The sequence below is a fragment of the Sphingomonas mali NBRC 15500 genome (assembly GCF_001598415.1).
GTDB classification, from domain to species: Bacteria; Pseudomonadota; Alphaproteobacteria; order Sphingomonadales; family Sphingomonadaceae; genus Sphingomonas; species Sphingomonas mali.
The window spans coordinates 74,228-100,503 of record NZ_BCYX01000013.1 but is presented as its reverse complement, the minus strand read 5'-3'; the positions used below and the strand labels follow the sequence as shown (position 1 = coordinate 100,503).

30 protein-coding genes, 1 other RNA gene and 1 pseudogene are annotated in these 26,276 nt (G+C 65.1%); 17 read left to right on the top strand and 15 right to left on the bottom strand.

All coding sequences use genetic code 11. The features are described from left to right. Positions 1 to 67: 67 nt before the first annotated feature. From accD to SMA01S_RS11750, 5 genes are all read right to left on the bottom strand, one after another. Positions 68 to 925, bottom strand: coding sequence for an acetyl-CoA carboxylase, carboxyltransferase subunit beta (gene accD, locus SMA01S_RS11765; protein ID WP_066821957.1), 858 nt, complete (start codon positions 923 to 925; stop codon positions 68 to 70). Further along, a complete protein-coding gene (gene trpA / locus SMA01S_RS11760; RefSeq protein WP_066821955.1) occupies positions 922 to 1,722 on the bottom strand; it encodes a tryptophan synthase subunit alpha in 801 nt (266 codons plus the stop codon). Before trpA ends, accD begins: the two co-directional genes overlap by 4 nt. Then, a complete protein-coding gene (locus SMA01S_RS24570; RefSeq protein ID WP_157093914.1) occupies positions 1,719 to 1,895 on the bottom strand; it encodes a hypothetical protein in 177 nt (58 codons plus the stop codon). The genes trpA and SMA01S_RS24570 overlap by 4 nt, the downstream gene beginning before the upstream one ends. After that, a complete protein-coding gene (gene trpB / locus SMA01S_RS11755) occupies positions 1,892 to 3,133 on the bottom strand; it encodes a tryptophan synthase subunit beta (protein WP_066821953.1) in 1,242 nt (413 codons plus the stop codon). The genes SMA01S_RS24570 and trpB overlap by 4 nt, the downstream gene beginning before the upstream one ends. Positions 3,134 to 3,226: 93 nt before the next feature. Then, positions 3,227 to 3,862 carry a phosphoribosylanthranilate isomerase gene (locus SMA01S_RS11750; RefSeq protein WP_066821951.1) on the bottom strand — a complete coding sequence of 212 codons (636 nt, stop codon included), beginning with the start codon at positions 3,860 to 3,862 and terminating at the stop codon, positions 3,227 to 3,229. Positions 3,863 to 3,891: 29 nt separating this feature from the next. Here SMA01S_RS11750 and SMA01S_RS11745 point away from each other — a divergent pair, with 29 nt between their 5' ends. Next, positions 3,892 to 4,494, top strand: coding sequence for a P-loop NTPase family protein (locus SMA01S_RS11745; RefSeq protein ID WP_157093913.1), 603 nt, complete (start codon positions 3,892 to 3,894; stop codon positions 4,492 to 4,494). Here the strand turns inward: SMA01S_RS11745 and SMA01S_RS11740 are convergent. From SMA01S_RS11740 to SMA01S_RS11725, 4 genes are all read right to left on the bottom strand, one after another. Beyond that, a complete protein-coding gene (locus tag SMA01S_RS11740) occupies positions 4,461 to 4,967 on the bottom strand; it encodes a GNAT family N-acetyltransferase (RefSeq protein ID WP_157093912.1) in 507 nt (168 codons plus the stop codon). The genes SMA01S_RS11745 and SMA01S_RS11740 overlap by 34 nt on opposite strands. Before the next feature lie 11 nt (positions 4,968 to 4,978). Next, the gene (pyrF, locus tag SMA01S_RS11735) at positions 4,979 to 5,653 is read right to left on the bottom strand and encodes an orotidine-5'-phosphate decarboxylase (protein ID WP_066821948.1); all 675 of its coding nucleotides are present in this window, start codon (positions 5,651 to 5,653) and stop codon (positions 4,979 to 4,981) included. Then, positions 5,650 to 6,012 (bottom strand): hypothetical protein, encoded by a 363-nt coding sequence (locus tag SMA01S_RS11730; protein ID WP_066821945.1) that lies wholly within the window; start codon positions 6,010 to 6,012, stop codon positions 5,650 to 5,652. Before SMA01S_RS11730 ends, pyrF begins: the two co-directional genes overlap by 4 nt. A gap of 94 nt (positions 6,013 to 6,106) precedes the next feature. Further along, positions 6,107 to 6,763, bottom strand: a complete 657-nt coding sequence (locus SMA01S_RS11725; RefSeq protein WP_066821942.1) for an alpha/beta hydrolase — start codon at positions 6,761 to 6,763, stop codon at positions 6,107 to 6,109. Between the two features lie 104 nt (positions 6,764 to 6,867). Between SMA01S_RS11725 and SMA01S_RS11720 the strand changes: the two genes are divergently transcribed. From SMA01S_RS11720 to ffs, 4 genes are all read left to right on the top strand, one after another. Next, the gene (locus SMA01S_RS11720) at positions 6,868 to 7,941 is read left to right on the top strand and encodes a cysteine desulfurase family protein (protein WP_157093911.1); all 1,074 of its coding nucleotides are present in this window, start codon (positions 6,868 to 6,870) and stop codon (positions 7,939 to 7,941) included. Then, positions 7,938 to 9,017: a cysteine desulfurase family protein gene (locus SMA01S_RS11715; RefSeq protein WP_066821935.1), complete on the top strand. Its 1,080-nt coding sequence runs from the start codon at positions 7,938 to 7,940 to the stop codon at positions 9,015 to 9,017. The genes SMA01S_RS11720 and SMA01S_RS11715 overlap by 4 nt, the downstream gene beginning before the upstream one ends. Beyond that, on the top strand, positions 9,014 to 9,346 hold the full coding sequence (locus SMA01S_RS11710; protein ID WP_066821933.1) for a 2Fe-2S iron-sulfur cluster-binding protein: 333 nt from the start codon (positions 9,014 to 9,016) through the stop codon (positions 9,344 to 9,346). The genes SMA01S_RS11715 and SMA01S_RS11710 overlap by 4 nt, the downstream gene beginning before the upstream one ends. A gap of 359 nt (positions 9,347 to 9,705) precedes the next feature. Then, positions 9,706 to 9,803: signal recognition particle sRNA small type (gene ffs / locus SMA01S_RS11705), an RNA gene on the top strand. Position 9,804: 1 nt separating this feature from the next. On the opposite strand, the gene SMA01S_RS11700 is transcribed toward ffs, so the two are convergent. After that, entirely contained in the window at positions 9,805 to 10,218 is a 414-nt protein-coding gene (locus SMA01S_RS11700; RefSeq protein WP_218016882.1) for an NIPSNAP family protein, read from the bottom strand. 165 nt (positions 10,219 to 10,383) lie between these two features. On the opposite strand from SMA01S_RS11700, the gene SMA01S_RS11695 reads away from it, so the two are divergent. The 5 genes from SMA01S_RS11695 to SMA01S_RS11675 all read left to right on the top strand — a co-directional run bounded on the left by SMA01S_RS11695 (position 10,384) and on the right by SMA01S_RS11675 (position 15,012). Further along, positions 10,384 to 10,773 carry a hypothetical protein gene (locus SMA01S_RS11695; protein WP_157093910.1) on the top strand — a complete coding sequence of 130 codons (390 nt, stop codon included), beginning with the start codon at positions 10,384 to 10,386 and terminating at the stop codon, positions 10,771 to 10,773. A 312-nt stretch (positions 10,774 to 11,085) separates the two neighbouring features. Continuing rightward, positions 11,086 to 12,717: a DNA polymerase III subunit gamma/tau gene (locus tag SMA01S_RS11690; protein ID WP_066821930.1), complete on the top strand. Its 1,632-nt coding sequence runs from the start codon at positions 11,086 to 11,088 to the stop codon at positions 12,715 to 12,717. Then, the gene (locus SMA01S_RS11685; RefSeq protein ID WP_066589895.1) at positions 12,714 to 13,037 is read left to right on the top strand and encodes a YbaB/EbfC family nucleoid-associated protein; all 324 of its coding nucleotides are present in this window, start codon (positions 12,714 to 12,716) and stop codon (positions 13,035 to 13,037) included. The genes SMA01S_RS11690 and SMA01S_RS11685 overlap by 4 nt, the downstream gene beginning before the upstream one ends. Positions 13,038 to 13,244: 207 nt before the next feature. Then, positions 13,245 to 14,120 carry an alpha/beta fold hydrolase gene (locus SMA01S_RS11680; protein WP_066821922.1) on the top strand — a complete coding sequence of 292 codons (876 nt, stop codon included), beginning with the start codon at positions 13,245 to 13,247 and terminating at the stop codon, positions 14,118 to 14,120. A gap of 145 nt (positions 14,121 to 14,265) precedes the next feature. Next, positions 14,266 to 15,012, top strand: coding sequence for a class I SAM-dependent methyltransferase (locus tag SMA01S_RS11675; protein WP_157093909.1), 747 nt, complete (start codon positions 14,266 to 14,268; stop codon positions 15,010 to 15,012). 74 nt (positions 15,013 to 15,086) lie between these two features. On the opposite strand, the gene mtgA is transcribed toward SMA01S_RS11675, so the two are convergent. From mtgA to SMA01S_RS11655, 5 genes and pseudogenes are all read right to left on the bottom strand, one after another. Continuing rightward, positions 15,087 to 15,794, bottom strand: coding sequence for a monofunctional biosynthetic peptidoglycan transglycosylase (gene mtgA / locus SMA01S_RS24185; RefSeq protein ID WP_084250261.1), 708 nt, complete (start codon positions 15,792 to 15,794; stop codon positions 15,087 to 15,089). A 117-nt stretch (positions 15,795 to 15,911) separates the two neighbouring features. Continuing rightward, positions 15,912 to 17,105 (bottom strand): annotated as a pseudogene (locus SMA01S_RS11670) (flavin monoamine oxidase family protein); the annotation flags it as partial. Positions 17,106 to 17,160: 55 nt separating this feature from the next. After that, positions 17,161 to 17,838 (bottom strand): hypothetical protein, encoded by a 678-nt coding sequence (locus tag SMA01S_RS11665; RefSeq protein WP_066821920.1) that lies wholly within the window; start codon positions 17,836 to 17,838, stop codon positions 17,161 to 17,163. A gap of 116 nt (positions 17,839 to 17,954) precedes the next feature. Beyond that, positions 17,955 to 18,857, bottom strand: a complete 903-nt coding sequence (rpoH, locus tag SMA01S_RS11660; protein ID WP_066809596.1) for an RNA polymerase sigma factor RpoH — start codon at positions 18,855 to 18,857, stop codon at positions 17,955 to 17,957. A 69-nt stretch (positions 18,858 to 18,926) separates the two neighbouring features. Further along, a complete protein-coding gene (locus SMA01S_RS11655) occupies positions 18,927 to 19,877 on the bottom strand; it encodes an RluA family pseudouridine synthase (protein ID WP_066821917.1) in 951 nt (316 codons plus the stop codon). Positions 19,878 to 19,895: 18 nt separating this feature from the next. Here SMA01S_RS11655 and SMA01S_RS11650 point away from each other — a divergent pair, with 18 nt between their 5' ends. The 7 genes from SMA01S_RS11650 to SMA01S_RS11620 all read left to right on the top strand — a co-directional run bounded on the left by SMA01S_RS11650 (position 19,896) and on the right by SMA01S_RS11620 (position 26,260). Then, the gene (locus SMA01S_RS11650) at positions 19,896 to 20,372 is read left to right on the top strand and encodes a M67 family metallopeptidase (protein WP_084250254.1); all 477 of its coding nucleotides are present in this window, start codon (positions 19,896 to 19,898) and stop codon (positions 20,370 to 20,372) included. A 121-nt stretch (positions 20,373 to 20,493) separates the two neighbouring features. Next, the gene (locus tag SMA01S_RS11645) at positions 20,494 to 21,138 is read left to right on the top strand and encodes a histidine phosphotransferase family protein (protein WP_066821914.1); all 645 of its coding nucleotides are present in this window, start codon (positions 20,494 to 20,496) and stop codon (positions 21,136 to 21,138) included. 57 nt (positions 21,139 to 21,195) lie between these two features. Then, a complete protein-coding gene (locus tag SMA01S_RS11640; RefSeq protein ID WP_066821911.1) occupies positions 21,196 to 23,511 on the top strand; it encodes a chemotaxis protein CheA in 2,316 nt (771 codons plus the stop codon). Then, positions 23,508 to 23,951 carry a chemotaxis protein CheW gene (locus SMA01S_RS11635; protein WP_066821908.1) on the top strand — a complete coding sequence of 148 codons (444 nt, stop codon included), beginning with the start codon at positions 23,508 to 23,510 and terminating at the stop codon, positions 23,949 to 23,951. Before SMA01S_RS11640 ends, SMA01S_RS11635 begins: the two co-directional genes overlap by 4 nt. A 62-nt stretch (positions 23,952 to 24,013) precedes the next feature. Beyond that, positions 24,014 to 24,379, top strand: a complete 366-nt coding sequence (locus SMA01S_RS11630) for a response regulator (protein ID WP_066589882.1) — start codon at positions 24,014 to 24,016, stop codon at positions 24,377 to 24,379. A gap of 16 nt (positions 24,380 to 24,395) precedes the next feature. Next, entirely contained in the window at positions 24,396 to 25,448 is a 1,053-nt protein-coding gene (gene cheB, locus SMA01S_RS11625) for a chemotaxis-specific protein-glutamate methyltransferase CheB (protein ID WP_066822017.1), read from the top strand. After that, complete coding sequence (locus tag SMA01S_RS11620; protein WP_066821905.1) at positions 25,442 to 26,260, top strand: CheR family methyltransferase; 819 nt, start codon at positions 25,442 to 25,444, stop codon at positions 26,258 to 26,260. Before cheB ends, SMA01S_RS11620 begins: the two co-directional genes overlap by 7 nt. Positions 26,261 to 26,276: the final 16 nt, after the last annotated feature.

Here is a 26,276-nt window from a genome sequence, read left to right as displayed (position 1 = left end):
TTGTTACAAATCACAGGGAGGACATGCCCTCCCCCGACCCCTCCCGCAAGCGGGAGGGGAGATTTGGCTACGCCGCTTTCCGCTGCCCGCCGATATAGTCGATCAGCCGCGCCAGTGTCGGACGCAGTTCCGCGCGCGGCGTGACCATGTCGAGCATGCCGTGGTCGAGCAGATATTCGGCGCGCTGGAACCCCTCGGGCAGCTTTTCGCGGATCGTCTGCTCGATCACCCGCTGACCGGCAAAGCCGATCAGGGCGCCGGGTTCGGAAATCTGCACGTCGCCGAGCATCGCATAGCTCGCGGTGACGCCGCCGGTGGTCGGGTCGGTCAGCACGACGATATACGGCAAGCCGACATCGTGGAGCATCTGGATCGCGACCGTCGCGCGCGGCATCTGCATCAGGCTCAATATGCCTTCCTGCATCCGCGCCCCGCCTGCCGCGGTGAAGATGATATAGGGAGCACCTTCGCTGATCGCCGCTTCGACGCCCCGCACGAAGGCTTCGCCCACCGCGAGTCCCATCGATCCGCCCATGAAGGCGAAATCCTGGACGCCGACCACCGCCTTGCGGCCCTCGATCGTCCCGGTCGCGTTGATCAGCGCGTCGCTCTCGCCGGTGGCGGCGCGCGCCGCCTTGATGCGATCGGTATATTTCTTCTGGTCGCGGAACTTGAGCGGATCGTCCTGGACCTTGGGCGGGGTCAGCGTCGTGAACGAGCCCGCATCGAAAATCTGCGCGAAACGAACATCCGGCCCGATCCGTTCATGAAATGCGCAATTCGGGCAGACATAGAGATTGTCCGCCAGTTCCTTCTCGAACACCATCTGCCCGCACCCTTTGCACTTGTGCCACAGGGTGTCGGGGCTCTCCTTCTTGGGGATGACGTACGACAGCGCATTGCGGACGTTGGTCAGCCAGCTCATGCCATTTCCTTTCTGGCGGCGCGGATCGCGCTTGCGAGGCTCTCGATATAGGCGCGCACCGGCTCGGCTGCATCCTTGCCATACTGGCCGACCAGTTCGACGATCGCCGAGCCGACCACGACGCCATCGGCAACGCGCGCGATCGCCGCGGCCTGATCGGGCGTGCGGACGCCGAAGCCGACCGCCACGGGCAGCTTGGTGGCGGCCTTGAGGCGCGCGACGGCTTCCTCGATCGAGGCTTGCACCGCCTGTTGCTTGCCCGTGATGCCCGCGACCGAGACGTAATAGAGGAAGCCGCTGGCGCCTTCGAGAACGGTCGGCAGTCGCTCGGCGTCGGTGGTCGGGGTAGCGAGGCGGATCAGGTCGATGCCATTGCCGCGCAGCGCCGGACCGAGCGAATCGTCTTCCTCGGGCGGAATGTCGACGCAGATCACGCCATCGACGCCGGCTTCCTTGGCACGCTCGGCAAACCAGTCGGCGCCGCGCCGTGTCATCGGATTGGCATAGCCCATCAGGACCAGCGGCACGGTCGGATGACGCTCACGGAACGCCATCGCGATAGCGAGGATGTCGGCCGTGGTCGTACCCGCCGCGAGACTGCGCAAATTCGCTGCCTGAATGGCGGGGCCGTCCGCCATCGGATCGGTGAATGGCATGCCGAGCTCGATCACATCGGCGCCGCCCTCGACCAGCGCGTCGAGGATCGGTCCGGTCGCGAAACGCCCAGGATCGCCCGCGGTCACGAAGGCGACGAGAGCGGGGTGCCCCTTGGCGAAGGCTTGAGAGAGGCGGGTCATCGCTTCTTCCCAACCTCGACGAGGCGTGAGGCACCGATCGCGAGGCCCAGGATCGCGGCAAAAGTGAACTGGCTTGCGCCGAATACACCGTGATGGAGGACCAAACTGGCCAGGGCGGCTGCGATGCCGCCGACCATCGCGCTGGTGATTGCCTGTCGCAAGTTCAGCTTCATATCCGCACTCCCAACGCTTCGGCGACAGTGAAGATGTCCTTGTCGCCACGCCCGCAGAGGTTCGCCAGGATGATCTGATTCTCGTCCATTTCCCGTGCCTTCTTGGCGACAGCTGCGATCGCGTGCGAAGGTTCTAGCGCGGGAATGATGCCTTCGGTCCGGCAGAGAAGCTGGAAGGCGTCGAGCGCTTCCTCGTCGGTTGCCGAAGTGTAATCGACCCTGCCGATTTCCTTGAGCCAGGCATGCTCGGGACCAATGCCGGGATAGTCGAGCCCCGCCGAGATCGAATGCGCCTCGGCGATCTGGCCGTCGTCATCCTGCAGCAAATAGGTGCGGTTGCCATGAAGAATGCCGGGGAATCCGCCCGCCAGGCTCGCGGCATGCTTGCGCTCTAGCCCTTCGCCCGCCGCCTCGACGCCGAGCATGCGGACGTCGAGGTCATCGAGGAACGGATGAAACAGCCCGATTGCGTTCGAGCCGCCACCGATCGCGGCGACCAGCAAATCGGGCAGGCGGTCGATCCGGGACAGCATCTGCGCGCGCGCTTCCTTGCCGATCACCGACTGAAAGTCGCGGACCAGTTCGGGATAGGGATGCGGGCCCGCCGCGGTGCCGATGATGTAGAACGTGTCGTGGACGTTCGCGACCCAGTCGCGCAGCGCCTCGTTCATCGCGTCCTTGAGCGTGTTCGCGCCGCTGGTGACCGGGATCACCTCGGCGCCGAGCAGCTTCATCCGGAACACGTTGGGCTGCTGCCGCTCGACGTCCTTGGCGCCCATATAGATGACGCAGGGCAGACCGAAGCGCGCGCAGACGGTCGCGGTGGCGACGCCGTGCTGACCGGCGCCGGTCTCGGCGATGATCCGCGTCTTGCCCATGCGGCGCGCGAGCAGGATCTGGCCGATGCAATTGTTGATCTTGTGCGCGCCGGTATGGTTGAGCTCGTCGCGCTTGAACCATACTTGCGCACCTTTGCCCGGTTCCGACCCGGCGCGGATCGCCGCAGTGAGGCGCTCGGCGTAGTAGAGCGGGCTCGGGCGGCCGACATAATGTTCGAGCAGATCCTCGAACTCCTGCGCGAAGGCGGGATCGGCCTTGGCCGCGCGATATTCGCGCTCGAGGTCGAGGATCAGCGGCATCAGCGTCTCGGCGACGAAACGGCCGCCGAACTGACCGAAATGCCCGCGATCGTCGGGCTGGGTGCGATACGAATTCGACAAAAGTGCAGGGTCCGACATTACCGTTATTTCCTCGTCACAACATGGGTCCAATCGCTTCGAACAGCGATCAGCGCCATCGTTGCGGGATGCGCAGGGCAGGGAGGATCGGCATCAGCATTGCGCCACCGCTTTAAGGAACGCGGCGATCTTGTCCACATCCTTGACGCCGGGTGCCGATTCCAGCCCGGATGAGGCGTCAACCAATGTCGCGCCGGTGCGCGCCGCAGCCTCGGCCACGTTGTCGGGCGTGAGTCCCCCCGATAGCGCCCAAGGCATGGCGTGGCGGAACCCATCGAGCAGGCTCCAATCAAACCGAATTCCCATGCCGCCGGGCCGGGTCGCGCCCTCCGGTGTCTTGGCATCGAACAGGATCTTGTCAGCCGCGCCCCGATAGTTGAGCGCGCTGTCCAGATCGGCGCGCGTCTTGACTGCGATGGCCACCCACACCGGAATGCGCGCTTTTATCGCGGCGGCGCGAGCGGGTGTCGTGCTATGCAGCTGGACGGCATCGAGCTTGGCGGCGGCGATGGCGGCTTCGAGCAAGGCATCGTCGGGGTCAACGAAGACGCCTACGCGTGACACGCTTGCCGGTATGCGGGCGGCGAGGCTCGCGGCCGCATCGAACGTCAGATTGCGCGGCGAGGGTGCGAAGAACATCAGCCCGACATGGCTTGCCCCGCCGGCGATCGCGGCATCGAGCGTTTCGGGCGTGCTGAGGCCGCAGATCTTGGCGGTGACGCGAGACATGGCGGCGCTATAGACGCGTCCGGGGCCGAATGACCATGCATGAGCGCAACACTCTATTCCGTCGGATCGCCGTGATTGGCAGCTCGGGATCGGGCAAGTCGACGCTGTCGCGTACGCTGGGCGCGCTGTCGGGATTGCCGATCGTCCATCTCGACAAGGAATATTGGCAACCGGGCTGGGTCGAGCCCGACCGCGACGGATGGAACGCGCGACTCGCCGATCTCGCCGCGCGGCCTGAATGGATCATCGATGGCCAATATGGATCGTCGCTGCTCCCGCGATTGCAGCGTGCCGACCTTGCGATCTTTCTCGATCCGCCGACGCGGGTCTGCCTGTGGCGCATCGCGCGGCGAACGATCGGCACCTATGGCCGCGTGAGGCCGGACATGGGCGAGGGATGCCCTGAAAGAATCAACCTGGAATTCATCCATTTCGTCGCCCCGTTTCGCCGGCTGCAGCGCCCCAAGATCGTTGCGGCGCTCGACGGATCGGGAGTGTCGACGGTCTGGCTGCGGTCGCGGCGCGAACAGGCGGCGTTCGGAGTTACCTTGCGCGAGCAGGGGTTGAGCGCGGCCGTCGCCGCGGCACCAGCCTGGCCTCAGCCGAGCGGCTTTTCCAGCACGACCATGTGAAGCGGCGGGTCGACCACGACCGGAAAATCGCGCGTGCCGACCAGCGTGTATCCACGGCGTTTGTAGAAGGCGATCAACTCGGCTCGCCGGTCGATCACCGTCATTTCGATCCGCTCGGCACCGAAATCGGCGCGCGCGGTCGCTTCGGCTGCGGCGATCAATTGCTTGCCATAACCGCCGGTCTGCAACAGCGGATCGACACACAGCAATCCGAGATAGGCGAGCCCGCCGCCCGAATTGGCGACGCGGACGCACCCGACCATGCGATCATCATCGAACCCGACCAGCAGGCGTTCGGCCGGATCGGCAATCATTGCTTCCAACTCGCCAACCCCGATCCGCTCGCCGTCGAGCAGGTCGGCCTCATGCGTCCAGCCGGCGCGCGCATCGTCGCCGCGATAGGCGCGTTGGATCAGCGGTTGGAGCATCGCGAGGTCATCGCGTCGTGCGACGCGAACCTTCAGATCGGGCATGGCAGAGGAACCTACAGTGTCGCGCCGATCTCGCGCGCCGCGAGGTCGGGGTCTTCCGCCGCGGTGATCGGCCTACCGACCACCAGGATCGAGGCGCCGGCGTCGACTGCCGCACGTGGCGTCACCACGCGCTTCTGATCGCCGATCGCACCATTGGCCGGGCGGACACCCGGCACGACGAAGAAGCCTTTGGGCCACAATTTGTGCGCCGCGCGGACTTCCTCGCCCGAACACACGATGCCATCGACCCCGGCGTCCATCGCCAGTTCGGTCAGCCGCAGCACTTGATCGTGCGACGATCCCTGGACCCCGGTCGCGAGAAGATCGTTCTCGTCCAGACTGGTCAACATCGTCACCGCGACGACCTTGGTAGTGCTCGGCGCGGCTGCCTTGGCATCCTCCAGCATCGCGCGGCCGCCGCTGGCATGGACGGTCAGCACCGCCGGTTCGAGGCCGCGCAACGCCTGGATCGCCTTGCCGACGGTGTTGGGAATGTCGTGCAGCTTGAGGTCGAGAAAGATCGGCAGCCCCAGCTCGTGCATCTCCAGCACGCCGTGACGACCGTTGGCCATGAAGAATTCGAGGCCGAGCTTGATGCCGCCGACATGGTGGCGAACGCGCGCGGCGATCGCCTTCGCTTTGTCGATGTCAGGAGTGTCGAGCGCGACGTAGATGCGGCTGGTCATGGCGTCAGCTCAAGCGGCGGCTGTTTCGGCGGCGTGCGCGGCGCCGGCGGCGCGGTCTCTGCGACCGGCGCGGCAAGCACGGGGCCGGGATCGGCGCCCATCGGTACCACCGGCTTCAGATCCGCGATCACCCGCTCCGCGGTCGTCAGCCGCTGCGTCAGGCGCCAGCGGATCGTCCGGTAATAGAGCCAGGTCGGGATCACCCCGGCGAGAAACATGAACAACATCATGAAGGGAAGGTTCACTTCCGCGACCAACCCACCCCACAGGTTGATCGTCACCCAGCTCCAATTGCCATAAGTGAAGATCGCCGCGACGAAGCTGATCAGGCACCAGAAGAGGATCTTTAGGAACTGCATGGGGCGGGACGCTAGCGGGACCGGTCAGGTTTGGCCAGAGTTCCCGACGATCCTCCCCATTCGCGATGGGGAGGGCCGAAGGTCTCTGTCGAACTCACTGAATCGGCGAGTTGGGATCGAGTCGCATATCCAGATACTTGTCCACGCTGCCCATCAGCTCGCCCATTTCGTGCTCGAAGAAATGGTTCGCCTTGGGAATCGTATCGTGGTGGATCGTGATGTGTTTCTGGGTGCGCAATTTGTCGACCAGCTTCTGCACCGCGATCGGGGTGACGACCTCGTCATTCTCGCCCTGGATGATGATGCCCGACGCGGGGCAGGGCGCGAGGAACGTGAAATCGAACATGTTCGCCGGCGGCGCGATCGAGATGAAGCCGCGGATTTCCGGACGGCGCATCAGCAGCTGCATGCCGATCCAGGCGCCGAACCCGAACCCGGCGACCCAGGTAGTCGACGCCTCGGGGTGGAAGCTCTGCACCCAATCGAGCGCGGAGGCCGCGTCGCTCAATTCGCCGATGCCGTTGTCGAACACGCCCTGGCTCTTGCCGACGCCACGGAAATTGAAGCGCAAGGTCGCGAAGCCGCGCCGCTGAAACGTCTTGTAGAGCTCGATCACGATGCGGTTGTTCATCGTGCCGCCCGACATCGGATGGGGATGCAGGATCATCGCGACCGGTGCGCGCGGCTTGGGCGCGGGGGCGAAACGACCTTCGAGGCGGCCCTCGGGGCCGGGAAAAATGACTTCGGGCATCGTATCCTGTTCTTTTAGCCGCAGAGGCGCCGGTGTGGCGCTAAAGGTTGCGCGCTATATAGGCAGCAGGCCCCAACACGCAATTGGAACGAATCGGACCCATCGTGAGCCAGCGCATCTATCTCGATCATGCCGCGACCACGCCGCTGCTGCCGGCGGCGCGCGAGGCGATGGCCGACGGATTCGCGCACTGGGCCAATCCGTCGTCGCCGCATGCCGAGGGGCGGGCCGCCAAGGCGATGCTGGAGAAGGCACGGACGCAGGTTGCGGCAGCCTATGGCTGGCCGGGCGAAGTATTGTTCACCAGCGGATCAAGCGAGGCGCTGGCGATCGCGCTGACGCGCTCGGCGGTTACGCGCCGGCTGGCGAGCGCGGTCGAGCATGATGCGGTACTCCGCGCGGCCTACGACATCGCGCTGATTCCGGTCGATGCGGCGGGACTAATCGATCGGATAGCGCTTGAGGCGGCGATGGCGGGTGAGGGGCGTGCGGTCGTCGCGATCCAATGGGCCAATAGCGAGACCGGAATCCGTCAGCCGATCGCAGAACTGGCCGAACAGGTCCATGCCGCCGGGCATCTGCTGCTGGTCGATGCCGCGCAGATGCCGGTCGGTACTGATCGGGACGTCGCGCGGCACGCCGATTTCGTCGCCCTGTCGGCGCATAAGCGCGGCGGGCCGATCGGCGTCGGCGCGCTGCTCGTCCGCGACCTCGCGACGCTCGATCCGACCGGGGGGCAGGAGCGGGGATACCGGCCGGGGACAGAGAACATGCCCGGCATCCTCGGCTATGCGGCGGCCCTCGGCGAGCCCGAGGACGTCACTCGCTATCGAGAATTGCGTGCCTATCTGGACAAGGAGATCAAGGCGTCAGGCGGCGAATCGGTGATGGCGGACGCGCTTCGCCATCCGGCGATCGGTTCGTACCGCATGCCTGGGGTCGCGGCGACGACGCAACTGATCCGCTTCGACATGGCCGGGATCGCGGTGTCGGCGGGGAGCGCCTGCGCGAGCGGCAGCATGAAGCCGAGCCATGTGCTGTCGGCGATGGGCTGGGAGATCCAGGCATCGCAGGAAGTGGTGCGGGTGAGCTTCGGACGGTCGACCACACGGGCCGAGCTTGACGCTTTCGTCGCGGTCTGGCGCGAAATCGCGGCATCGCTGGCGCGCGCGGCATGATCTATCTCGATTATCAGGCGACGACGCCGCTCGCGCCCGAGGCGCTGGAGGCGATGTTGCCCTGGTTGCGCGACCAGCATGCCAATCCGCATTCGGCGCACGGGCCCGGGCGTGCGGCCAAGGCGGCGGTCGAGGTCGCACGCGGTCAGGTCGCGGCGTTGCTGCCGGCCGGCGGAACGGTCAGTTTCACCGGCGGCGCGACCGAGGCGCTCAACTGGGCGATCAAGGGGGCCGGCGGCCCGATCGTCACCATCGCCACCGAACATGCCGCGGTGCTCGACACCGTAGCGGCCATTGGCGGGGCAGTGGTGCTGCCGGTGCGGCATGACGGCCTGGTCGATCTCGACGCGGCCCGCGCGGCGATCCGGCCAGGGGTGAAGCTGGTCGCGGCGATGCTGGTCAATAACGAGATCGGCGTGATCCAGCCGATCGCCGACCTGGCCGCGCTGGCGCACCAGGCGGGTGCCTTGTTCCTGTGCGATGCCGTGCAGGGTTATGGTCGGATGGCGATTCCCGAGGGCTGCGACCTCATCGCGCTGTCGGCGCACAAAATCCACGGACCCAAGGGCATCGGCGCGCTGTGGATTCGCCAGGGGATCGCGCTGGAGCCGTTGCTCCATGGCGGCGGGCAGGAAGTGGCGGGGCGCTCGGGCACGCTCAGCCCGGCCCTGTGCGCGGGTTTCGGTGCGGCGGCGGCGCTAATGGCGACGCGGCGCGATCGGGATGCTGCGCATGTCGAGAGGTTATGGTCGGTCGCTCGGGCTGCCCTGAGCGCAGACTGGATCGTCAACGGGTCGATCGAGCACCGCTATCACGGCAATCTCAACATTCGGCGTGACGGGCTGGACGTCGCGCGACTGATGTCCGATCTGCGCGACATCGCCTTTTCGGCGGGCTCGGCCTGTGCCAGCGGGTCGGGGCGGCCGAGCCATGTGCTCGAGGCGATCGGGCTGAGCGACGCGCAGGCCCGCAACAGCATCCGGATCGGTTTCGGGCGCTATACGACCGAGGAGGAATTGGTGAACGCGCTCAAGCGCATCGATGCCGCCGCTCGCGCACAGAGGATCGCGGCGTGACTCGCGTGATCTTCATCGAGCGCGATGGCGCCACGCGTGAAGTCGAGGCGCGGCCCGGCGATCGCCTGCTCGACCTGGCGCAAAATGCCGGCGAGCCGCTCGAAGGGACGTGCGAAGGCCAGATGGCCTGTTCGACCTGTCACGTGATCATCGATGCCGACGATTTCGCGAAATTGCCTCCTGCGGTCGAGGAAGAAGAGGACATGCTCGACCTTGCCGCCGGGGCCACGCGATATAGCCGGCTCGCATGCCAGATCTGGCTGAGCGACGTGCTCGAAACGCTAACCGTGCGCATTCCGTCCGAAGCGAAAAACATGCAGGGTCGCTGACCTAAATTTCCCCCGGATTACTGTGGGTAAGCATTATTCCGTTCGTGGAACGGCATGCGCATGATAGGCGTTTGGACGCGCCGGGGGGTGAAAAGCATGGAGAGACACGCCATGAAATTTCTCGCTGTAGTTGCTGCTGGAGTCCTTGCCGCCTCGGCGCTCACGCCGGTTGCTCCCGCCAGTGCCGCGCCCGCGCCCGAACGCTGGGGCCACGGACATCATGGATGGAAGTGGAAGAAGGTGTGCACCGTGCGCTGGCGTCATGGCCATAAGATTCGGACCTGCCGCAAAGTCCGTGTCCGCTGGTAGCAGCGGTCTTCTAATGGCTTGAAAGCGCCGCCCGATCCCGCCATATGCGCGGCGGGAGTCGGGCGGACGCAATCGTCGCCAACCCGGTCAGGTCCGGAAGGAAGCAGCCGTAACGATTTCGTTGCGGGTCGTTCCGGCTCCCACCCATCTCAATGGAACGGCGGCGAATAGTCCGTTAGCCGCATCGTGCGATCTTCGATCTCGCCCATGATCGGCGCATCGGGGGAAAGCGTATCGCGCTTTATACGGCTCCATTCTTCATCGGCCCGGAACGCTGCCCACGACGCCTTCATCGTCGCGTCGTCCTTCCACCGCAGCAGATAGACGAACTCGGGTTTGCCGTCTCGCGTCGCCTCCCAGGTCGCGACGATGTCGAAGCCATGCCGACGCATGATCGCCATGGCGTGGTCGCGAAACCGGGCGTGGAACACGGCTTTGCTGGGTTCGAATAACTGGTAGGCGCGTAGTTGATAGAGCGGGGCCGGCGCGGTCTCCGCTGCGGCCGCTCGGACGGTCCCGATCGCCAATGCGAGCGACAGGATTAGATTGCGCCGTCGGATCAAGTCTCGTCTCCTTCGCAAAACGCGTCGCGCGGTGGGGCAGATGAGTTGCATCCGGAATGCGGCTAATCAATCGACTAATGCGCCGGTTTTGATACGGTTGCGGAACGCGGCGGCGCCTTCGCGCATTGCGACAGTGCCTCTGACCGACAAGGCAAGGAGTCCTGTATGCGTATTTCTCGAATATTCGCTGTCCTGCTGGCTGTTGCCGGCATGTCCGCGATCGGTCCGGCTTCGGCCGAAACGTCGCTGACGCGGTCGGCGCCGATCGCCGCGCCGATCGCGGCCCCCTCTGGGATCACCGTCGCGGCGAACCAGTGGCGCGATCGCGGCCGCCACAATGGCTGGCGCAACGGTAATCGTGGCTGGCGCGGTGGCGACCGCGGCTGGCGGGGCCGCGGCTATGGCTATCGCGGCGGTTACGGTTATCGCGGCCGCGGCTATTATGGTCCGCGTTATGCCTATGGCCGGCCATATCGTTGGCGCGGGTCGCGCTTGGTGTGCCGCACCTCGTGGCGTTGGGGCCGGCCGCACCGCGTGTGCTTCCGCCGCTGGTAACAGGCTTCGACAATCCGGCTCGCCGACCCGAGGGCCCGGGCCCAGGGTCGGCAATGGCCATGATCGCCCGCAGGCGCCCTTCGGCAAGGAACGCAGCGCAGACGCGTAGCCATAGCTACGCGCAAGCAAGCGACGCTGTCCGAAGGGCGCCTGCGGGCGACCGCGCTGCGGCGGGCGGCTTTTGGCGCACAGCGGCGTCGTTCGTCGATCACGATGCTTCGGCATCGCTCTCTCCTCGCTCCTATCTGTGCGCCAAAAGCCGCTCCGTCCTGGCCGTTGCCGACCCTGGGTCCGGGCCCTAGATAAGGGTTGATGTCCGACTCTTTCGATCTCGGCGAGCCGCCGCAGCCCAAGGAAACCGCGTACCGCGTGCTTGCGCGCAAGTACCGGCCGCAGAATTTCGATCAGCTGATCGGCCAGGACGCGATGGTCCAGACGCTGGGCAACGCGATTCGGCGCGGTCGGCTGGCGCATGCGTTCTTGCTGACCGGCGTACGCGGGGTGGGCAAGACCTCGACAGCGCGGCTGATCGCCAAGGCGCTGAACTGTATCGGACCAGACGGGCAGGGCGGTCCGACAATCGACCCGTGCGGCGTGTGCGACCCCTGCGTGTCGATCGCCGAAGGACGCAATATCGATGTGATCGAGATGGACGCCGCCAGTCATACCGGCGTCGACGACATGCGCGCGGTGATCGACGCCGCGCGGCTCGCCGCGTTCGGTGCGCGGTTCAAGATTTACATCATCGACGAAGTTCACATGCTGTCGAAGAACGCGTTCAACGCGCTTCTGAAGACATTGGAAGAACCCCCTGAACATGTGAAGTTTCTGCTGGCGACGACCGAGGTGCAGAAGGTTCCGGTGACCGTCTTGTCGCGATGCCAGCGATTCGATCTCAGGCGCATTCCGGCGGACAAGCTGGCCGCTCATTTCACGCAGATCGTCGAATTCGAAGGCGCGGAAGCCGAACCCGAAGCGCTGGCGCTGATCGCGCGCGCCGCCGACGGATCGGCACGTGACGGCCTGTCGATCCTCGACCAGGCGATTGCGCATGCCGGCATGGAGGGCGGCGGGGTGACGGCGGTCGCGGTACGCGCGATGCTCGGCCTGTCCGATCGTTCGGCGATCCGCGATCTGTTCGCGCTGTTGCTCGACAGCGACGCGCCCGGCGCGCTCGCGGCGTTGCGCCGGCAATATGATCTCGGCGTCGACCCGCAATCGGTGCTGCGTGGTCTGCTGGAAACGGTGCATGCGGTGACCCTGGCCAAGCTGGGCGGCGATGCCGATCCGGCGCAATCGGCAGAAGAGCGAGAGGCCTATCAGGGCTGGGCGCGGTTGCTGTCTTTCCCGGCGCTCCATCGGTTGTGGCAGCTAATGCTCAAAGGGCATGAGGAAGTCGCGCGCGCCGCCTTGCCGATCGAGGCTGGCGAAATGGCGTTGCTCCGCGTCGTCCATGCCTCCAGTCTGCCCGATCCCGGCGAACTCGCGCGGCAGATCGCGGCGGGGGGCGCGCCAACCATGGCGCCGCCCGCCGCGGGCGCGGCGCCGGCGTCTGCTCCGGCAACCGTCCAGACGCTGCCGGCCAGTTTCAAAGCGATGGTCGAGTTGGTGCGCGCCAATGGCGGCGGCGCGTTGCTGTCGCATCTGACCGCAAATGCTCGGGTCGTGCGCTATGAGGCGCCCGAACTGGTGCTCAGCACCTCGCGGCCCTTGCCCGCCGATTTGCCGGCGACACTTGCCGCACGCCTAGGTGAGCTGACCGGCGCGAAATGGAAAGTGACGACCGAGGACGCCGAGGGCGAGGCAACGCTTGCCGAACGCCGCAAGGCCGAGGAAGAGGCCGAACGCGCCGCGGTCATGGAAACCCCCATCGTGAAAGCAGCGTTGGAGACATTCCCCGACGCGGTGCTCGAACGCATCAACAAGGAAGCACAGGCATTATGAAAAGCCTCGAAGACATCATGGCGATGGCGCAGAACGTCCAGGCCGAACTGGCCAAGGCACAGGACGGGCTCGACCAGATCGAGGTCGAAGGCGCGTCAGGCGGCGGCATGGTCAAGGTCAAGGCGTCGGCCAAGGGCCGCATCATCGGCGTCGATATCGATCCGTCGCTGCTCCAGCCGTCCGAGAAGCAGATGCTCGAGGATTTGATCGTCGCGGCGTTCAACGACGCGCGGGCGAAGGCGGATGCGGCATCGAACGCCGAAATGGCCAAGATGACGCAGGGCCTGCCGCTCCCGCCGGGGTTCAAGCTGCCGTTCTGAACGAATTGCCGCGGATTGCCGCAGCGAGCCCGCCGCGCCGCCGATAGCGCCAGTTTGGCGCGCATCATGCTGCTTGCTGTCGGACAGGGCGCCCCAAGCCGCCAGCGCGATGTCCGCTGGCCCGGACCGGCTTGAACCCCGTCAGCGCCGACGCGTTTCCCGATGATGACGCCAAGCGGAATAAAAGGGTTCGCCGGCCGGGAGGTGATGACCGATCGCGGTATGGTCTTCTGCCACGAAGGTGGGGCGGGCCCGCCGATTCTGCTCCTCCATGGCTTTCCGGAAACGAGCCTCATGTGGCACAGCATCGCGCCATTGTTGGCGAGCGATTTCACTGTCGTGGCAGCCGACCTGCCCGGTTATGGCTGCAGCGATTGCCCGGTCGACGGCGAAGGCCATAGCGCGATGTCCAAGCGGGCGCTCGCATCGACCTTGGTCGAGGCGATGAAGGCGCTTGGTCATGAAACCTTCGCGATTATCGGCCATGATCGTGGCGGCCGCGTCGCTTATCGCGCGGCACTGGATCATCCCGACAAAGTGACTGCCGCTGCGGTGCTGGACGTCATTCCCACCTATGAGGTTTGGGAAAGGGCCGATGCGCGGCTCACGCTCTCCTTCTGGCCGTTCTCCCTGCTTGCCCAATCCGCTCCCTTGCCAGAGCGGCTCCTGCTTGCAGCACCGGAGGCGGTCATCGACAACGCCCTGTCCGAATGGGGGTCCCCGCCCGACACATTTCCCTCGTGGTTGCGCCAGGCCTATGTCGGGGCGCTCAGTGATCCCGTCCATGTCCACGCGATCTGCGAAGAATATAGAGCCGCGGCCGGGATCGATCGGGAAATCGATCGCGCTGATAGGGAGACGGGCCGCCGCATCCGATGCCCTTTACTGGCGTTGTGGAGCGACAAGGGCGGGTTAGCAGAATGGTACGGCGATGCCGGCGGACCATTGGGCATTTGGCGCCGTTGGTCGGAGAACGTTCGCGGGCAGGCTGTATTGGGCGGACACTTCTTTCCCGAGGAACAGCCAGACGCGACCGCCGACGCCATAACCACATTTCTGCGCGCTGGCGTTAATCGGCATTGAACGAGCGTTTCTCGATCGGCTCCGGCGGTGATCGCCATCCTGGGCGTCGCAAGCCGAGTTGCGCGCGTCTCATTTCCCATCCAGGCCATCAGACGTGACAGCCCTTTCGACATCGCAGGACTTGGGCGATCAGGCGCGAGCCGAGTTGGCCGATCTGATCGACCTGCAAATGTCTCCGCTGGGCATGACGGCGATAGACGCACTGGCTCCAGCGGAGGGGCAGACGGTGTTGGATATCGGCTGCGGCGCGGGCCAAACGATCCTGCAGTTGATGGACAGGGTCGGCCCCACCGGCCGCGTGATCGGCGTCGATTTGGCGCCACGCGTTCTGGCGATAGCGCGGGCCAGGACGAGCCATCTGTCCCAAGTGACGTTGCTGCAAGAGGACGCCGCCGGCCTGCCGCTGTCTGACCAGAGCGTCGATGCCATTTTCTCCCGGTTCGGAACGATGTTCTTCGCCGATCCGATCAAGGCCTTCGCCAACATGCATCGAATGCTCAGGCGTGGCGGTCGGATCGCCTTCGTCTGTTGGCGATCGCTGAACGAGAATGAGCTGGATTACTTTCCCGTCGAGGCAGCCGGCCTCACGGCGGCGATCGACGTTACGCCTTTCAGTTTCGAGAAAGCTGGAACGGTCGATCGCGTCCTTCGTTCGGCGGGGTTCGACCTTATCGAGATTCGGGCGCTCGATGTTCAGGTTTCGAGTGGTGACGCCGAGGCGATGTTGAAAGTGATCACGCGGGTCGGCGCGCTGGGAAAGATCTTGAGGGAAAGACCTGCATTACTGCCCAAAGCTGAGCACCGCGTGCGCGCCGCGCTGTCGATGCGTGAGCGCTCTGGCAAGGTAAGTTTGAGCGCCGCGGCCTGGGTTGTCACCGCCACGCGCGCATGAATGCCCCGGCCAGGCGCGGGCCATTCATTGTCCGATTGCCGAGCCGCTATCGCCCAGCCAGCGGTCTATCCGCGCTACCGCACGCAACTGTCGAGCCCGTTGCCTCGCACCACATTGACGTATTTCGCTAGCGCATTGCCGTGGCGGCGGACGAAGCCGCGCGGGTCGATTGCGGCGCGCTTCTTGGGGAGCGGCAGGACCGCCGCGATCCGTCCGGCCTCGGTCGACGACATGGTCGACGCGTCGTGGCCGAAATAGCGGATCGACCCGGCATTGGCGCCATAGGTACCGATCCCCGTCTCGGCGACATTGAGATAGACTTCCATGATCCGGCGCTTGCCCCACAGATGCTCGATCAGGAAGGTGAACCACGCCTCGAAGCCCTTGCGGACATAGCCGCCGCCCTGGATCAGGAAGACGTTCTTGGCGGTCTGCTGGCTGATCGTCGATCCGCCGCGGATGCGACCGCCTTTCTGGTTGCGCTGATAGGCCTGCCACAGCGCGCTGAAATCGAACCCGTCGTGCAGGCAGAAACGCGCATCCTCGCCGGCGATCGCGGCGCGCGGCATGTTGGGATCCATGCGGTCGATCGACATCCACTGTTTGGTGATCAACTGGCCGTGCAGCACGTCGCCCAGCATCGTGAAGGTGAAGGGCGGATTGATGAAGCGGTAGATGCCGACCCACAGCACGCTGACGATCACGAAGGCGAGGGCGCCTTTCCAGATCCAGCCGAACAGGCGGCGGAGGAAGGGGCGGCGGGGTTTGGCTCTTGCGGGCATGGGGTCGGGATCGGCCTGTGTCGTCGCGATGTCGGTGGGATGGGGCGAGGGTGCCGTCATCAACGGCATGCTCGCCACTATCCGCGGTCGGCGGTCGGCGGCAAGAGCCTCTTCGGCGGCGATAATACCTGTCTCATATGCACCATGGGCGGTTGAGAAGTCGCTCGCCGAGCAGGCTTCGCCGGCAAAGAAGATGCGGTCGTCATGGGGCTGGGCAAGCACGCGGCGCTGTCCGGCCTGGCCGATCCGGGCGTGCGAATAGCTGCCACGAATGAAGCGTTCGGCGCGCCAGCGTGTCCGCGCGAGCGGCTGGAGCCGCAATCGCCAGTCGTTGCCGAGCAGGCGCGCGAGCTCGCCGATCGCGAAATCGGCGGCGCCGAGGTCGCTTTCGCGCTCGATCGCCTCGGCACAATCGCCGCCAAAGAATGCCTCGACGACCGGGCGTCCGAGATAGCCGAGTTGATAGCTGGCGGTGCACGCATTGTGCGGATTGCCGATCAAATGCGCATTGTGCGGATAATCGTCGCCGCGAATGCCCAGGAAGATCTTGTCGGCGAGCCCAAGCGGGAGCGCGGCGGCGGCCTCCCGCTTGGCGTCGAGCGGCGGGTCGAATGTCAGATCGCCATCGGCGATGATCGGCGTCGGCACCGCGACGATCACGCGATCGGCTTCGACCAGCCCGTGCGGTGTGACGAGGCGCATGCGCGGGCCGCGATGGTCGATCATCGAAACGGGGCAATCGAGCCGGACGGGCAGGCGCTTGCCGTAAGCGGCGATCAGCGTTCCATAGCCCTCGACCAGCCGCCAATTGTCGTCGCCAGCGGCGTCTTCATACGCCGCCCAATCGTGCAGCGAGACGGCGCCGAGACTGGCGCCGTTGGCATAACCCGAAATCGCATCGATCAGCGGGCGCCACGGATGGTCGGGCTGGATGAAGTCCGACAACGGTCGATCGGGGCCGTTGCGATAGGCCAAAGCGCGCTCGGAGAATTGCTGATAGGCTGCCTGAAACGCCTCCTGGTCGGCGGCCGGGAACCCGAGATCGCGCCATTGTTCGCGCCAATGCGCCGGCGTGCGGTCGATCTGAAACCCTTCGGCCAGCGCGATCCGCGTCCAGGGATTGCGATCGGCCGAATGCAGCCAGGAACAGCCCAGGTCGAGCGCTTCGCGGCCGACGCGCACAGTGTGCGCCCGCCCGCCGATCCGCCCGCTCGCTTCCAGCAGCAACACGTCGGCGCCCGAATCGACAAGGCGCCGCACGGCAGCGATGCCGGCGGCGCCTCCTCCGATGACGACGAACTTGCTGCTCATGGTCGCTCTATAGAGCGAATCGGGCAGCGGTCAGCCCGCAACCCGACGGGCGGCATCAGAGTGTCAGGCCAGCGACATTGAAGGTCATTTGAACGTTGCCGCGCTGGAACACCTCAGCCTCGATCATCATGCGCTTCGCGCTGCGCATTTTGGCGACCACGCCGTCTCCCTTGGAGAAGAACGCCAAACCGAACTTACTCCCCTCCGAGTCAGTGCAGTTGTAATGGTCGATCGGGCCGTCGTCGAACTTCACCGCAAACTGCTTCGTTACGAGCGAGCTGCAGGTGAATTGCAGATTGGGATTATTGATGCTGACGTCATAGCCTTTGGCAAGCTTCTGCACTTCGAGAACGGTATTCTGCTCGCCCATGCCGAGGCTGTTCTGGAACTTCTCGTCGCTTTGCGTCTGGGCGTATTTCATCGTCGTGCCCCGCATCGCGTCCTTGTTCTCATTATATGTCCACGGCGACGCGGGCGCGGCTGCTGCGACCTCGCTGTTGCCGTCCGTCGTGCCACCGGCACCGGCAGCCCTCACCTTGGGGAGAGTGGGGCCCGGAACGCTGGAAATGCCGACGATCGCTGCGACGATAGGCAGGCCAATGAAAATCGCCGCTCCGGTCGCGATCGCGCGGCCCCGCGTGGCATATATCGGCAGAGACGATAACGGCCGAATGATGAACCAGATCGACGCGACGGTTCCGATCAGCCAGATGATTGTAATTAAAGCGCTCATGCTATCCCTCCGTAATTCCGGGGGAATATTCGCTAGTGCCGAGAACGCGTCAAGAACATCGGTCTATTATGGAGCAATCTCCCGGCCGCCGCGCGAAGCGGCCGGGAGTAGCACAATCAGGCTGCGATCAGCCGCTTTTCGCCGGCCAGCCGCATCATTACCTTTTGCAGCTTCTCGAACGCGCGAACCTCGATCTGGCGAACGCGCTCGCGCGACACGCCATAGACCTGGCTAAGTTCTTCCAAGGTCTTGGGATCGTCAGTCAACCGGCGCTCGGTCAGGATGTGACGCTCACGCTCGTTCAGGCCATCCATCGCTTCGGTCAGCAGACTGTGGCGGACATCCGCCTCCTGCGCCTCGGCGACGACCGAATCCTGCAAGGGCGCATCGTCCTGCAGCCAATCCTGCCACTGACCTTCACCATCCTCACGCATCGAGACGTTCAGCGACGTATCGCCGCCCATCGCCATGCGACGGTTCATCGAGGTGACCTCGTCCTCGGTCACGCCGAGGTCCTTGGCGATCTTGGCCACGTTCTCGGGGCTCAGATCACCGTCCTCGAACGCGTCGAGCTTCGACTTCATCCGGCGCAGGTTGAAGAACAGCTTCTTCTGCGCCGCGGTGGTGCCCATCTTCACCAGGCTCCACGAGCGCAGGATGAATTCCTGGATCGAGGCGCGGATCCACCACATCGCATAGGTAGCGAGGCGGAAGCCGCGATCGGGCTCGAACTTCTTCACGCCCTGCATCAGGCCGATATTGCCTTCGCTGATCAGTTCCGAGACGGGCAGGCCGTAGCCGCGATAGCCCATCGCGATCTTGGCCACGAGACGCAGGTGCGAAGTGACGAGCTGCGCCGCCGCCTCGGTATCGCCATGCTCCGAGAAGCGCTTGGCGAGCATATATTCCTGTTCCGGGGTCAGGATCGGGAACTTCTTGATCTCGGCCAGATAGCGGTTGAGGCTTGCCTCTCCACCGAGAGCAGGAATCGTCGCGGGGACGTTGCTGCGATTTGCCATGATCTAGTCTCCCTTACCTTTCAGACGGCCTGCCCCTTGAAAAGGCGGCATGCCGCACTGCAACAAAACTCAATCGCTGAGTGTATCGAAGAGTTCCCGCATGTCCGCTGGGATTTCGCTATCGAACGACAAAGCGTTTCTTGTGATGGGGTGGATGAACCCGAGATGCGCCGCGTGCAATGCCTGGCGGCGGAAATTCAGGGTTTCCAGAACCTTCCTGTGAACCTGTTTTGTTCTACCATAAACCGGGTCTCCAATCAAGGGGTGACCGATCGACGCCATGTGCACGCGCACCTGATGAGTGCGGCCGGTCTCCAGCTTGCATTCGACCAGGTCGGCTTCGTGCAAGCTCTTGATCTTGCGCCAATGCGTCACCGCGCGCTTGCCGGTTCGGACGATCGCGACTTTCTTGCGGTTCTGTGGACTGCGCGCGAGCGGGGCGTCAACCGTACCGCTGGCGGTCGCCAGATGACCCGAGACCAGCGCGCGATAGCGGCGGTCGATCGAATGGTCGGCGAACTGCTTGGCGAGACCCTCATGCGCGCGATCGGTCTTGGCCGCGACCATCAGGCCGGACGTATCCTTGTCGATGCGATGGACGATCCCGGGCCGTGCGACGCCGCCGATCCCCGACAGGCTGCCGCCGCAATGATGAAGCAGGGCGTTGACCAACGTGCCGTCGAAATTGCCGGCCGCGGGATGGACGACGAGCCCGGCGGGCTTGTCGATCACGATCAGATGCTCATCCTCGAACGCGATGTCGAGCGGGATGTCCTGCGCTTCGTTATGCGCGGGCCGGGGAACTGGCACGGTAACGGTGAAGGTTTCGCCGCCGACGAGCTTGCGGGCAGGGTCGCGCATCAGCGCGCCCGACGGATCGCTGACCGCGCCCGACGAGATCAGCGCCTTCAGCCGCTCGCGTGACAATGTGGGCACGGCATCCGCCAGCGCCCGATCGAGCCGCCAGCCTTTGGCCGCGCCCGAAACCACTGCTTCGATGATGGAAACCCCCGGAACCATTCGTGTAGGAAGATGGGAATGAGGTTGGAAATTTCAAGTGCGGCGCTGCTGACAGTCCTGCGATCGGTATGGATCGCATCGCATATTGACGGTCAATTCGGGCCCCCCGATGAGAAATGCGGCATTCTGCTGGGACGGGGCAACCGAGTCACGCGTATCGACCATACAGCGAACGTCGCCGGCGACCCTTTCACGACCTTCGAGATCGACCCGGCGGCGTTGATAGCTGCCTATCGCAATTCCCGTCGGAAAGGCGGGCTCGAAGTTCTAGGTTTCTTCCACACCCACCCGCAAGGGCCGTCGACGCCGTCCGAGCGCGATGCTGCGATGGCGGCGCCCGATGGCAAATTGTGGTTGATCGCGGGGCGCGAGGGAGCACTGCTCTGGCGCGCTGTCGAGGGTGGCGAGATCCATGGCAGGTTCGATCCAGTGAGGTTCGACCTACGTATCGGTAAGCGGATCGAACCAGACCAAACGGGCGTTCGACTCAAGTGATTGACCAGTCGGCTTTTGGGGCTTGCGGACAACCGCCCCTGCCCGATGTGGCGGAAGGGGTGTTGCGGGCAGCGCCCCGCTACGTCAGAAGGCAAGTAACGATAGGAAAGAAACGTCCCTAATGACCATGACCTCGGTCGATTTCGCCAGCTTGTTATGCTCGCGTTTGTGCCACGATCTGCTGAGCCCGGTGGGCGCGCTCAATAACGGCCTCGAATTGCTCGCCGACGAGCATGACCCGGAAATGCGCGCGCGCTGCCTGGAACTGCTCAACGAAAGCGCGCGAGCGTCGGCCAACAAGCTCAAATTCTTCCGTCTTGCCTTCGGGGCGGCGGGTGGCTTCGGCGAGAAGGTCGATACGCGCGAGACGCGGTCGGCGATCGAGGGATTATTTGGCGATAACGCCAAGCTGACGATCGGCTGGATGGTCGAGGAAGCGACTCTGCCCAAGCCCGCGACCAAGGTGCTGCTCAACCTGGCGCTGATTGCCGGCGACGCGCTGGTGCGCGGTGGGCAGCTCGATATCGGTGCCGAGGAGAATGCGGGCAATATCGAGATCGTGGTGCGCGCCGAAGGGCCACGACTGGTGCTCGACCAGGAATTGCGCACCACCTTGCTCGGGCAACAGGGCGATACGGTTATCACTCCACGCGCCGCGGCCGCCTATCTGATCCATTCGTTGGTCAGCGATGGCGACGGTAGTGTGCAGATTTCCGAGCCCGATGCCCCCGTGCTGCTGTTCGGCGTGACAATTCGCGCCGGGTAAACGTCTCCTTTACCACTGCTCGTCCAAGGTCGGCCCGCGCATCAAGCCCGGGGACCCATGGACGATCTGCTCCAGGAATTCATTGCCGAAACGCGCGAGACGCTAGATGCGCTCTCGGGCGAGATCGTCGCGTGGGAAGCCGATCCGGCTGACCGCGCGCGACTCGATGCCATTTTCCGTTTCGTCCATACCGTGAAGGGAAGCTGCGGCTTCCTCGATCTACCGCGCCTGGCGCGTCTCAGCCACGCCGCGGAGGACGTCCTTGCCGCAGTACGCTCGGGCGAGCGGAGCCCCGATCAGAAACTGGTGACTGCGGTGCTGGCGATCGTCGACCGCATCGGCGAGATCGTCGAGGCGATCGACGCAGGTGCCGCGCTCGACGATAGCGGTGAGGAATTGCTGATCGCGGCGCTCAACGCGGGCGCGGAAGCGGTCGCCCCCGCCGCGCAACAGGCACCCACCGGTCAGCGCGTCGCCAATCGCAGCGTCCGGCTGTCGACCGATCTGCTCGACCGCATGATGTCGGGCATGTCCGATATGGTGCTGGCGCGTAACGAACTCGCGCGCCGCATGCGCGACCAGAATGTCGACCCGACGATCGAAGCCGCGCTCGACCGCCTGTCGCTGACAGTGGCGGAGATGCGCGATACCGTTACGCGGACGCGCATGCAGAAGGTCGATGCGCTGTTCTCTGCCTTGCCGCGCATGGTGCGCGACACCGCGGCCGAAGTCGGCAAGTCGGTGCAGCTCCAGATCGAGGGATCCGACGTCGAACTCGATCGCGAGATGATCGAGATGATGCGCGACCCGCTCGTCCATATCATCCGCAATTCGATCGACCACGGTATCGAAAGCGCCGCGGAACGACGCGCCCTGGGTAAGCGCGAAGTCGGCCGGCTGGTCGTTTCCGCGCGCCAGTCGGGTAATCAGATCATCCTGGAAGTCGCTGACGACGGTCGCGGGATCGATACCGATCGGCTGGTTCAGAAACTCACCGCGTCGGGCCAGTCGCGCGGTCGCGATCTGTCGATCCTGAGCGAACGCGCCAAGCTCGACCTGATCTTCGAACCCGGGCTGTCGACCAAGGACGAGGTTACCGCGATTTCCGGCCGAGGCGTCGGGATGGACGTCGTGCGCGCCAATATCGAACAAATTGGCGGGCGAATCGATCTGGTCAACGCCAAGGACCGCGGCCTGCGGATCCTGATCCACGTGCCACTGACGCTGTCGATCATCCCCGCGATCGTCATCGGCATCGCCGGCCAGCGTTTCGCGGTCACGCGCCAGGCGATCGAGGAGATCGTCCATGTCTCCGGCCATACGATCCGCGTCGACCTGCTGGGCGATACGCCCGCTGCGACGGTGCGCGATCGCCGGATGCCGCTGGTCGATCTCGCCGCATTGCTGGGTTTGCGCGCCACCGATCCGATGTCGGCCGACATGCTGGCGATCATCAGCGCCAGCGGCGGCAGTTTCGCGGTCGCGGTCGATTCGGTGCTCGATCACGAGGAATTGGTGATCAAGCCAGCCTCGCCGGCGGTGATGGCGACAGGCATCTATGCCGGCCAGACCTTGCCCGACAGCGGCTCGCCGATGCTGTTGCTCGATTGCGCCGGGGTCGCCGCGGCGGCCGGGATCAATTTTTCACGCGATACGACGGTCGAACAGGATGAGGAGGCGATCGAGCCCGAGGCGATCTCGGCCGACGCGCTGCTGTTCGACGATCTCGATGGTCGCCGCCGTGCGGTACCGCTGGCGATCGTCGACCGTGTCGAGACGATCGACGCTTCCAACGTGCGGTTCAGCGGTGGCCGGATGCGCTTGCTGGTCGACGATCGGATCGTGCCGCTCGCCGCGCTCGGCGAGATCGAAGGACATGCCCAACTCGCGGTGTTGAGGATCAAGGATGGCGATGCCGAGATCGCCTATGCGATCGCCGAGCCGGTCGATATCGTCGCCATTCCGGCCGACATCTCCCCGTCGGCGCAGCCGGGGCCGATCCTCGGCGTCGTCGTGATCGGCGACGAACAGGTCGAACTGATCGATCCGCAATGGCTGCTTGGTCCCGATGCGCTGGATATCGTCCGGCCAGGGGCGCCGCTCTGCCTGATCGATAGCCAGTCCGACAGCTGGATCGCGACGTTCCTGAAGCCGGTACTCGAGCAAGCCGGATATCGTGTTTCGACCAAGGCGAGCGCGGATGAGCAGCCCGTCGTGATACTGACCACCGACGCGACGCCGGCCGCGGCACGCGACGGTCGGGTGCTTCGTCTCAGTAATGACCGGCGCGACACCGGCGGCGACGACCGCGTCTATCGCTACGATCGCGCCGGATTGCTCGCGGCGGTCGCCAAACGGGTGAATGTGGCATGAGCGAACAGCTTTTCCTGATCGCGCATATCGCCGGCCGCGGGGTCGCGATCGATTCGGCCCAGGTCGAATCGGTGGTCGATATCGGTGCGGTCGTCCCGACGCCGCGTGCAGCACCCCACATTCGCGGGCTGGCCGCGTTGCGCAGCCGGGTGGTGACGGTCATCGATACGCATGCCGCGCTCGGCCTGCCCAAGCTCGCGATCGCCGGATCGCGGGCGGTCATCACGGTGGTCGACGGGCATCATTATGCCGTGCTGGTCGATAGCCTGGAGGACGTCGCGCCGTTCGTCGCCGCGCCGTTGCCGTCGGGGATCGGGCTCGACGCCGGGTGGCGCCAGGCCGGTTGCGGCGCGGTCGAGCGCGATGGCGAGCCGATTCTGGCAATCGATCTCACCGCGCTCGTCCACGGACCATCAAACGACGCGAATGCAATCAATTAACCCGGTGATCACGGTTTGGCGGGTAAGCCCTGCAATGGGCCTAGTAATGGGGTGTTTCGGTCATGAAGACGTGTCTGGTTGTCGATGATTCCAAGGTGATCCGCAAGGTCGCCCGCCATATCCTCGAGACGTTGAATTTCGAGGTGAGCGAGGCCGCCGACGGCAAGGAGGCGCTCGACAGCTGCATGGCCTCGGTTCCCGACGTGATCCTGCTCGACTGGAACATGCCCGTGATGAGCGGGATGGATTTCCTGCGTGCGCTTCGCGACACCGCGCTGTCGAGCCGGCCCAAGGTGGTGTTTTGCACGACCGAGAACGGCATGGCCTATATCCGCGCCGCGATCGAAGCGGGCGCCGACGAATATGTGATGAAGCCGTTCGATCGCGAAACGCTGGAATCGAAGCTCCAAATCGTCGGCCTGGCGTAAGCGCCTCGGTGCCGTGGTGGCGAGCAAGCCTTTTCCCGATTTTGAGGCACCGCCCTCGGTCCTGATCGTCGACGATTCGGTGGTTGCGCGCGCCGTGATCTCGCGCGCGATTGACGGCGGGGGCCGCTTCCTGGTGGCTGGCGCCGTGCAGGACGCCAAGGCGGCGCTGGCGTTCCTGGCGCGGCATCGCGTCGACGTGATCCTGCTCGACATCGAAATGCCCGGGGTCGACGGTTTGACCGCCTTGCCCGACCTGATCGCGGCGGGGCAGGGTGCCCGCGTGCTGATCGTGTCCTCGGCCTGCGCCGACGGCGCCGCGTCTACCATCCAGGCATTGGCGTTGGGCGCGGCGGATACGCTGGTCAAACCCGAGGTCGGCGCCTTTGCCGGGCGCTTCGGCGATCAACTCAACGAACGCCTTGTCCGATTGGTCGAGGCCGATGAGGTCGTTGCGCCGCGGACCCCGGCGGCGGCCAGCGCGCCGGGGAACGACTATGATATTGTCGCGATCGGCGCCTCGACCGGTGGCATCCATGCGCTCAGCCAATTGCTTCGGGCGATCCCTGCCGAGTTCCGTTTGCCGATCCTGATCACCCAGCATCTGCCCGAATCGTTCATGCCCTATTTCGCGGCGCAGGTCGCGGTGCTGGCCAATCGCCCTTGCGAGGTGGCGGAGGATCGCGTCCGCGTGCGTCCCGGCCGCATCCTGATCGCGCCGGGTCGCGCCCATATGCGGTGCGTCGCGATGGGCGATGGCGTGGTGATCCGTCTATCGACCACGGCATCGGTCAGTGGCTGTCTGCCGTCGGTCGACCCGATGCTGCAGTCAGTGGCCGAGGTTTATGGCGCGCGAGCGCTCGGCGTGATGCTGAGCGGGATGGGCCGCGATGGCGCGATCGGGGCGGGGCAGCTGTCCGCCGCCGGCGGCAGCGTCGTCGTGCAGGACCGCGCCTCCTCGGTGGTCTGGGGTATGCCTGGCGCCGTGGTTTCCGGTGGAGTGGCGGACGCGATCCTGCCGCCGGACGAGATCGGCCAATTGATCGCGCGCCGCCGGCGGCCTTCATGCTGACCCCGCGCCCTGCCGGCGCGGTAGCGGAATTCATCGCGCTCCTTGAGATGCGGACCGGGCAGCAGATGGGCGCCAACCGCAACTGGCGCGTTGAAACCGCGCTGAAGCCCGTCATGCGGGATACCGGGCACGAGACGCTGGAGAAGCTTGCCGCTGCGATCCGCGCGGATCGCAGCGGGCCGCTCGCCGACCGGGTGGTCGACGAATTGCTCAACCAGGAGAGTTCGTTCTTCCGTGACGCGGCGGTGTTCGACATCGTCGAACAGGCGGTGTCGGCGATTCCTGATACGCGACGCCCTCGAATCTGGTCGGCGGGGTGCTCGACCGGGCAGGAGCCGCTCAGCCTGGCGATGTTGTTCGCCGAAAAGCTCGACCATCAAATGCCGGAGATCCTGGCCACCGACGTCTCCGAATCGGCGCTGAACAAGGCGCGCGCCGGGCATTACACCCAATTCGAAATCCAGCGCGGCTTGCCGATCCGGCGGATGATGCAGTGGTTCGATTCGAGCGATGGCGACTGGATCGCCAATCCGGGGCTGACGCGGATGGTCTCGTTCCGCCGAATGAACCTGGTCGCCGATTCGCTGCCGATCGGCCGCTTCGACGTCATCCTGTGCCGCAACGTCCTGTTGTATTTCTCGCTCGACATCCGGCGCGCGGTACTCGGGCGGCTCGCGCAAGTGCTGCGTCCCGACGGGGTTTTGGTGCTCGGCGCGGGTGAGACGGTGATCGGCCAGACCGACGCCTTCCGCCCCAGCCAACGCTATCGCGGACTGTACGAGCCGAACTGGGCCGCCGCCGCGGCTGCCTGATTCCGGAAGCGGGGAC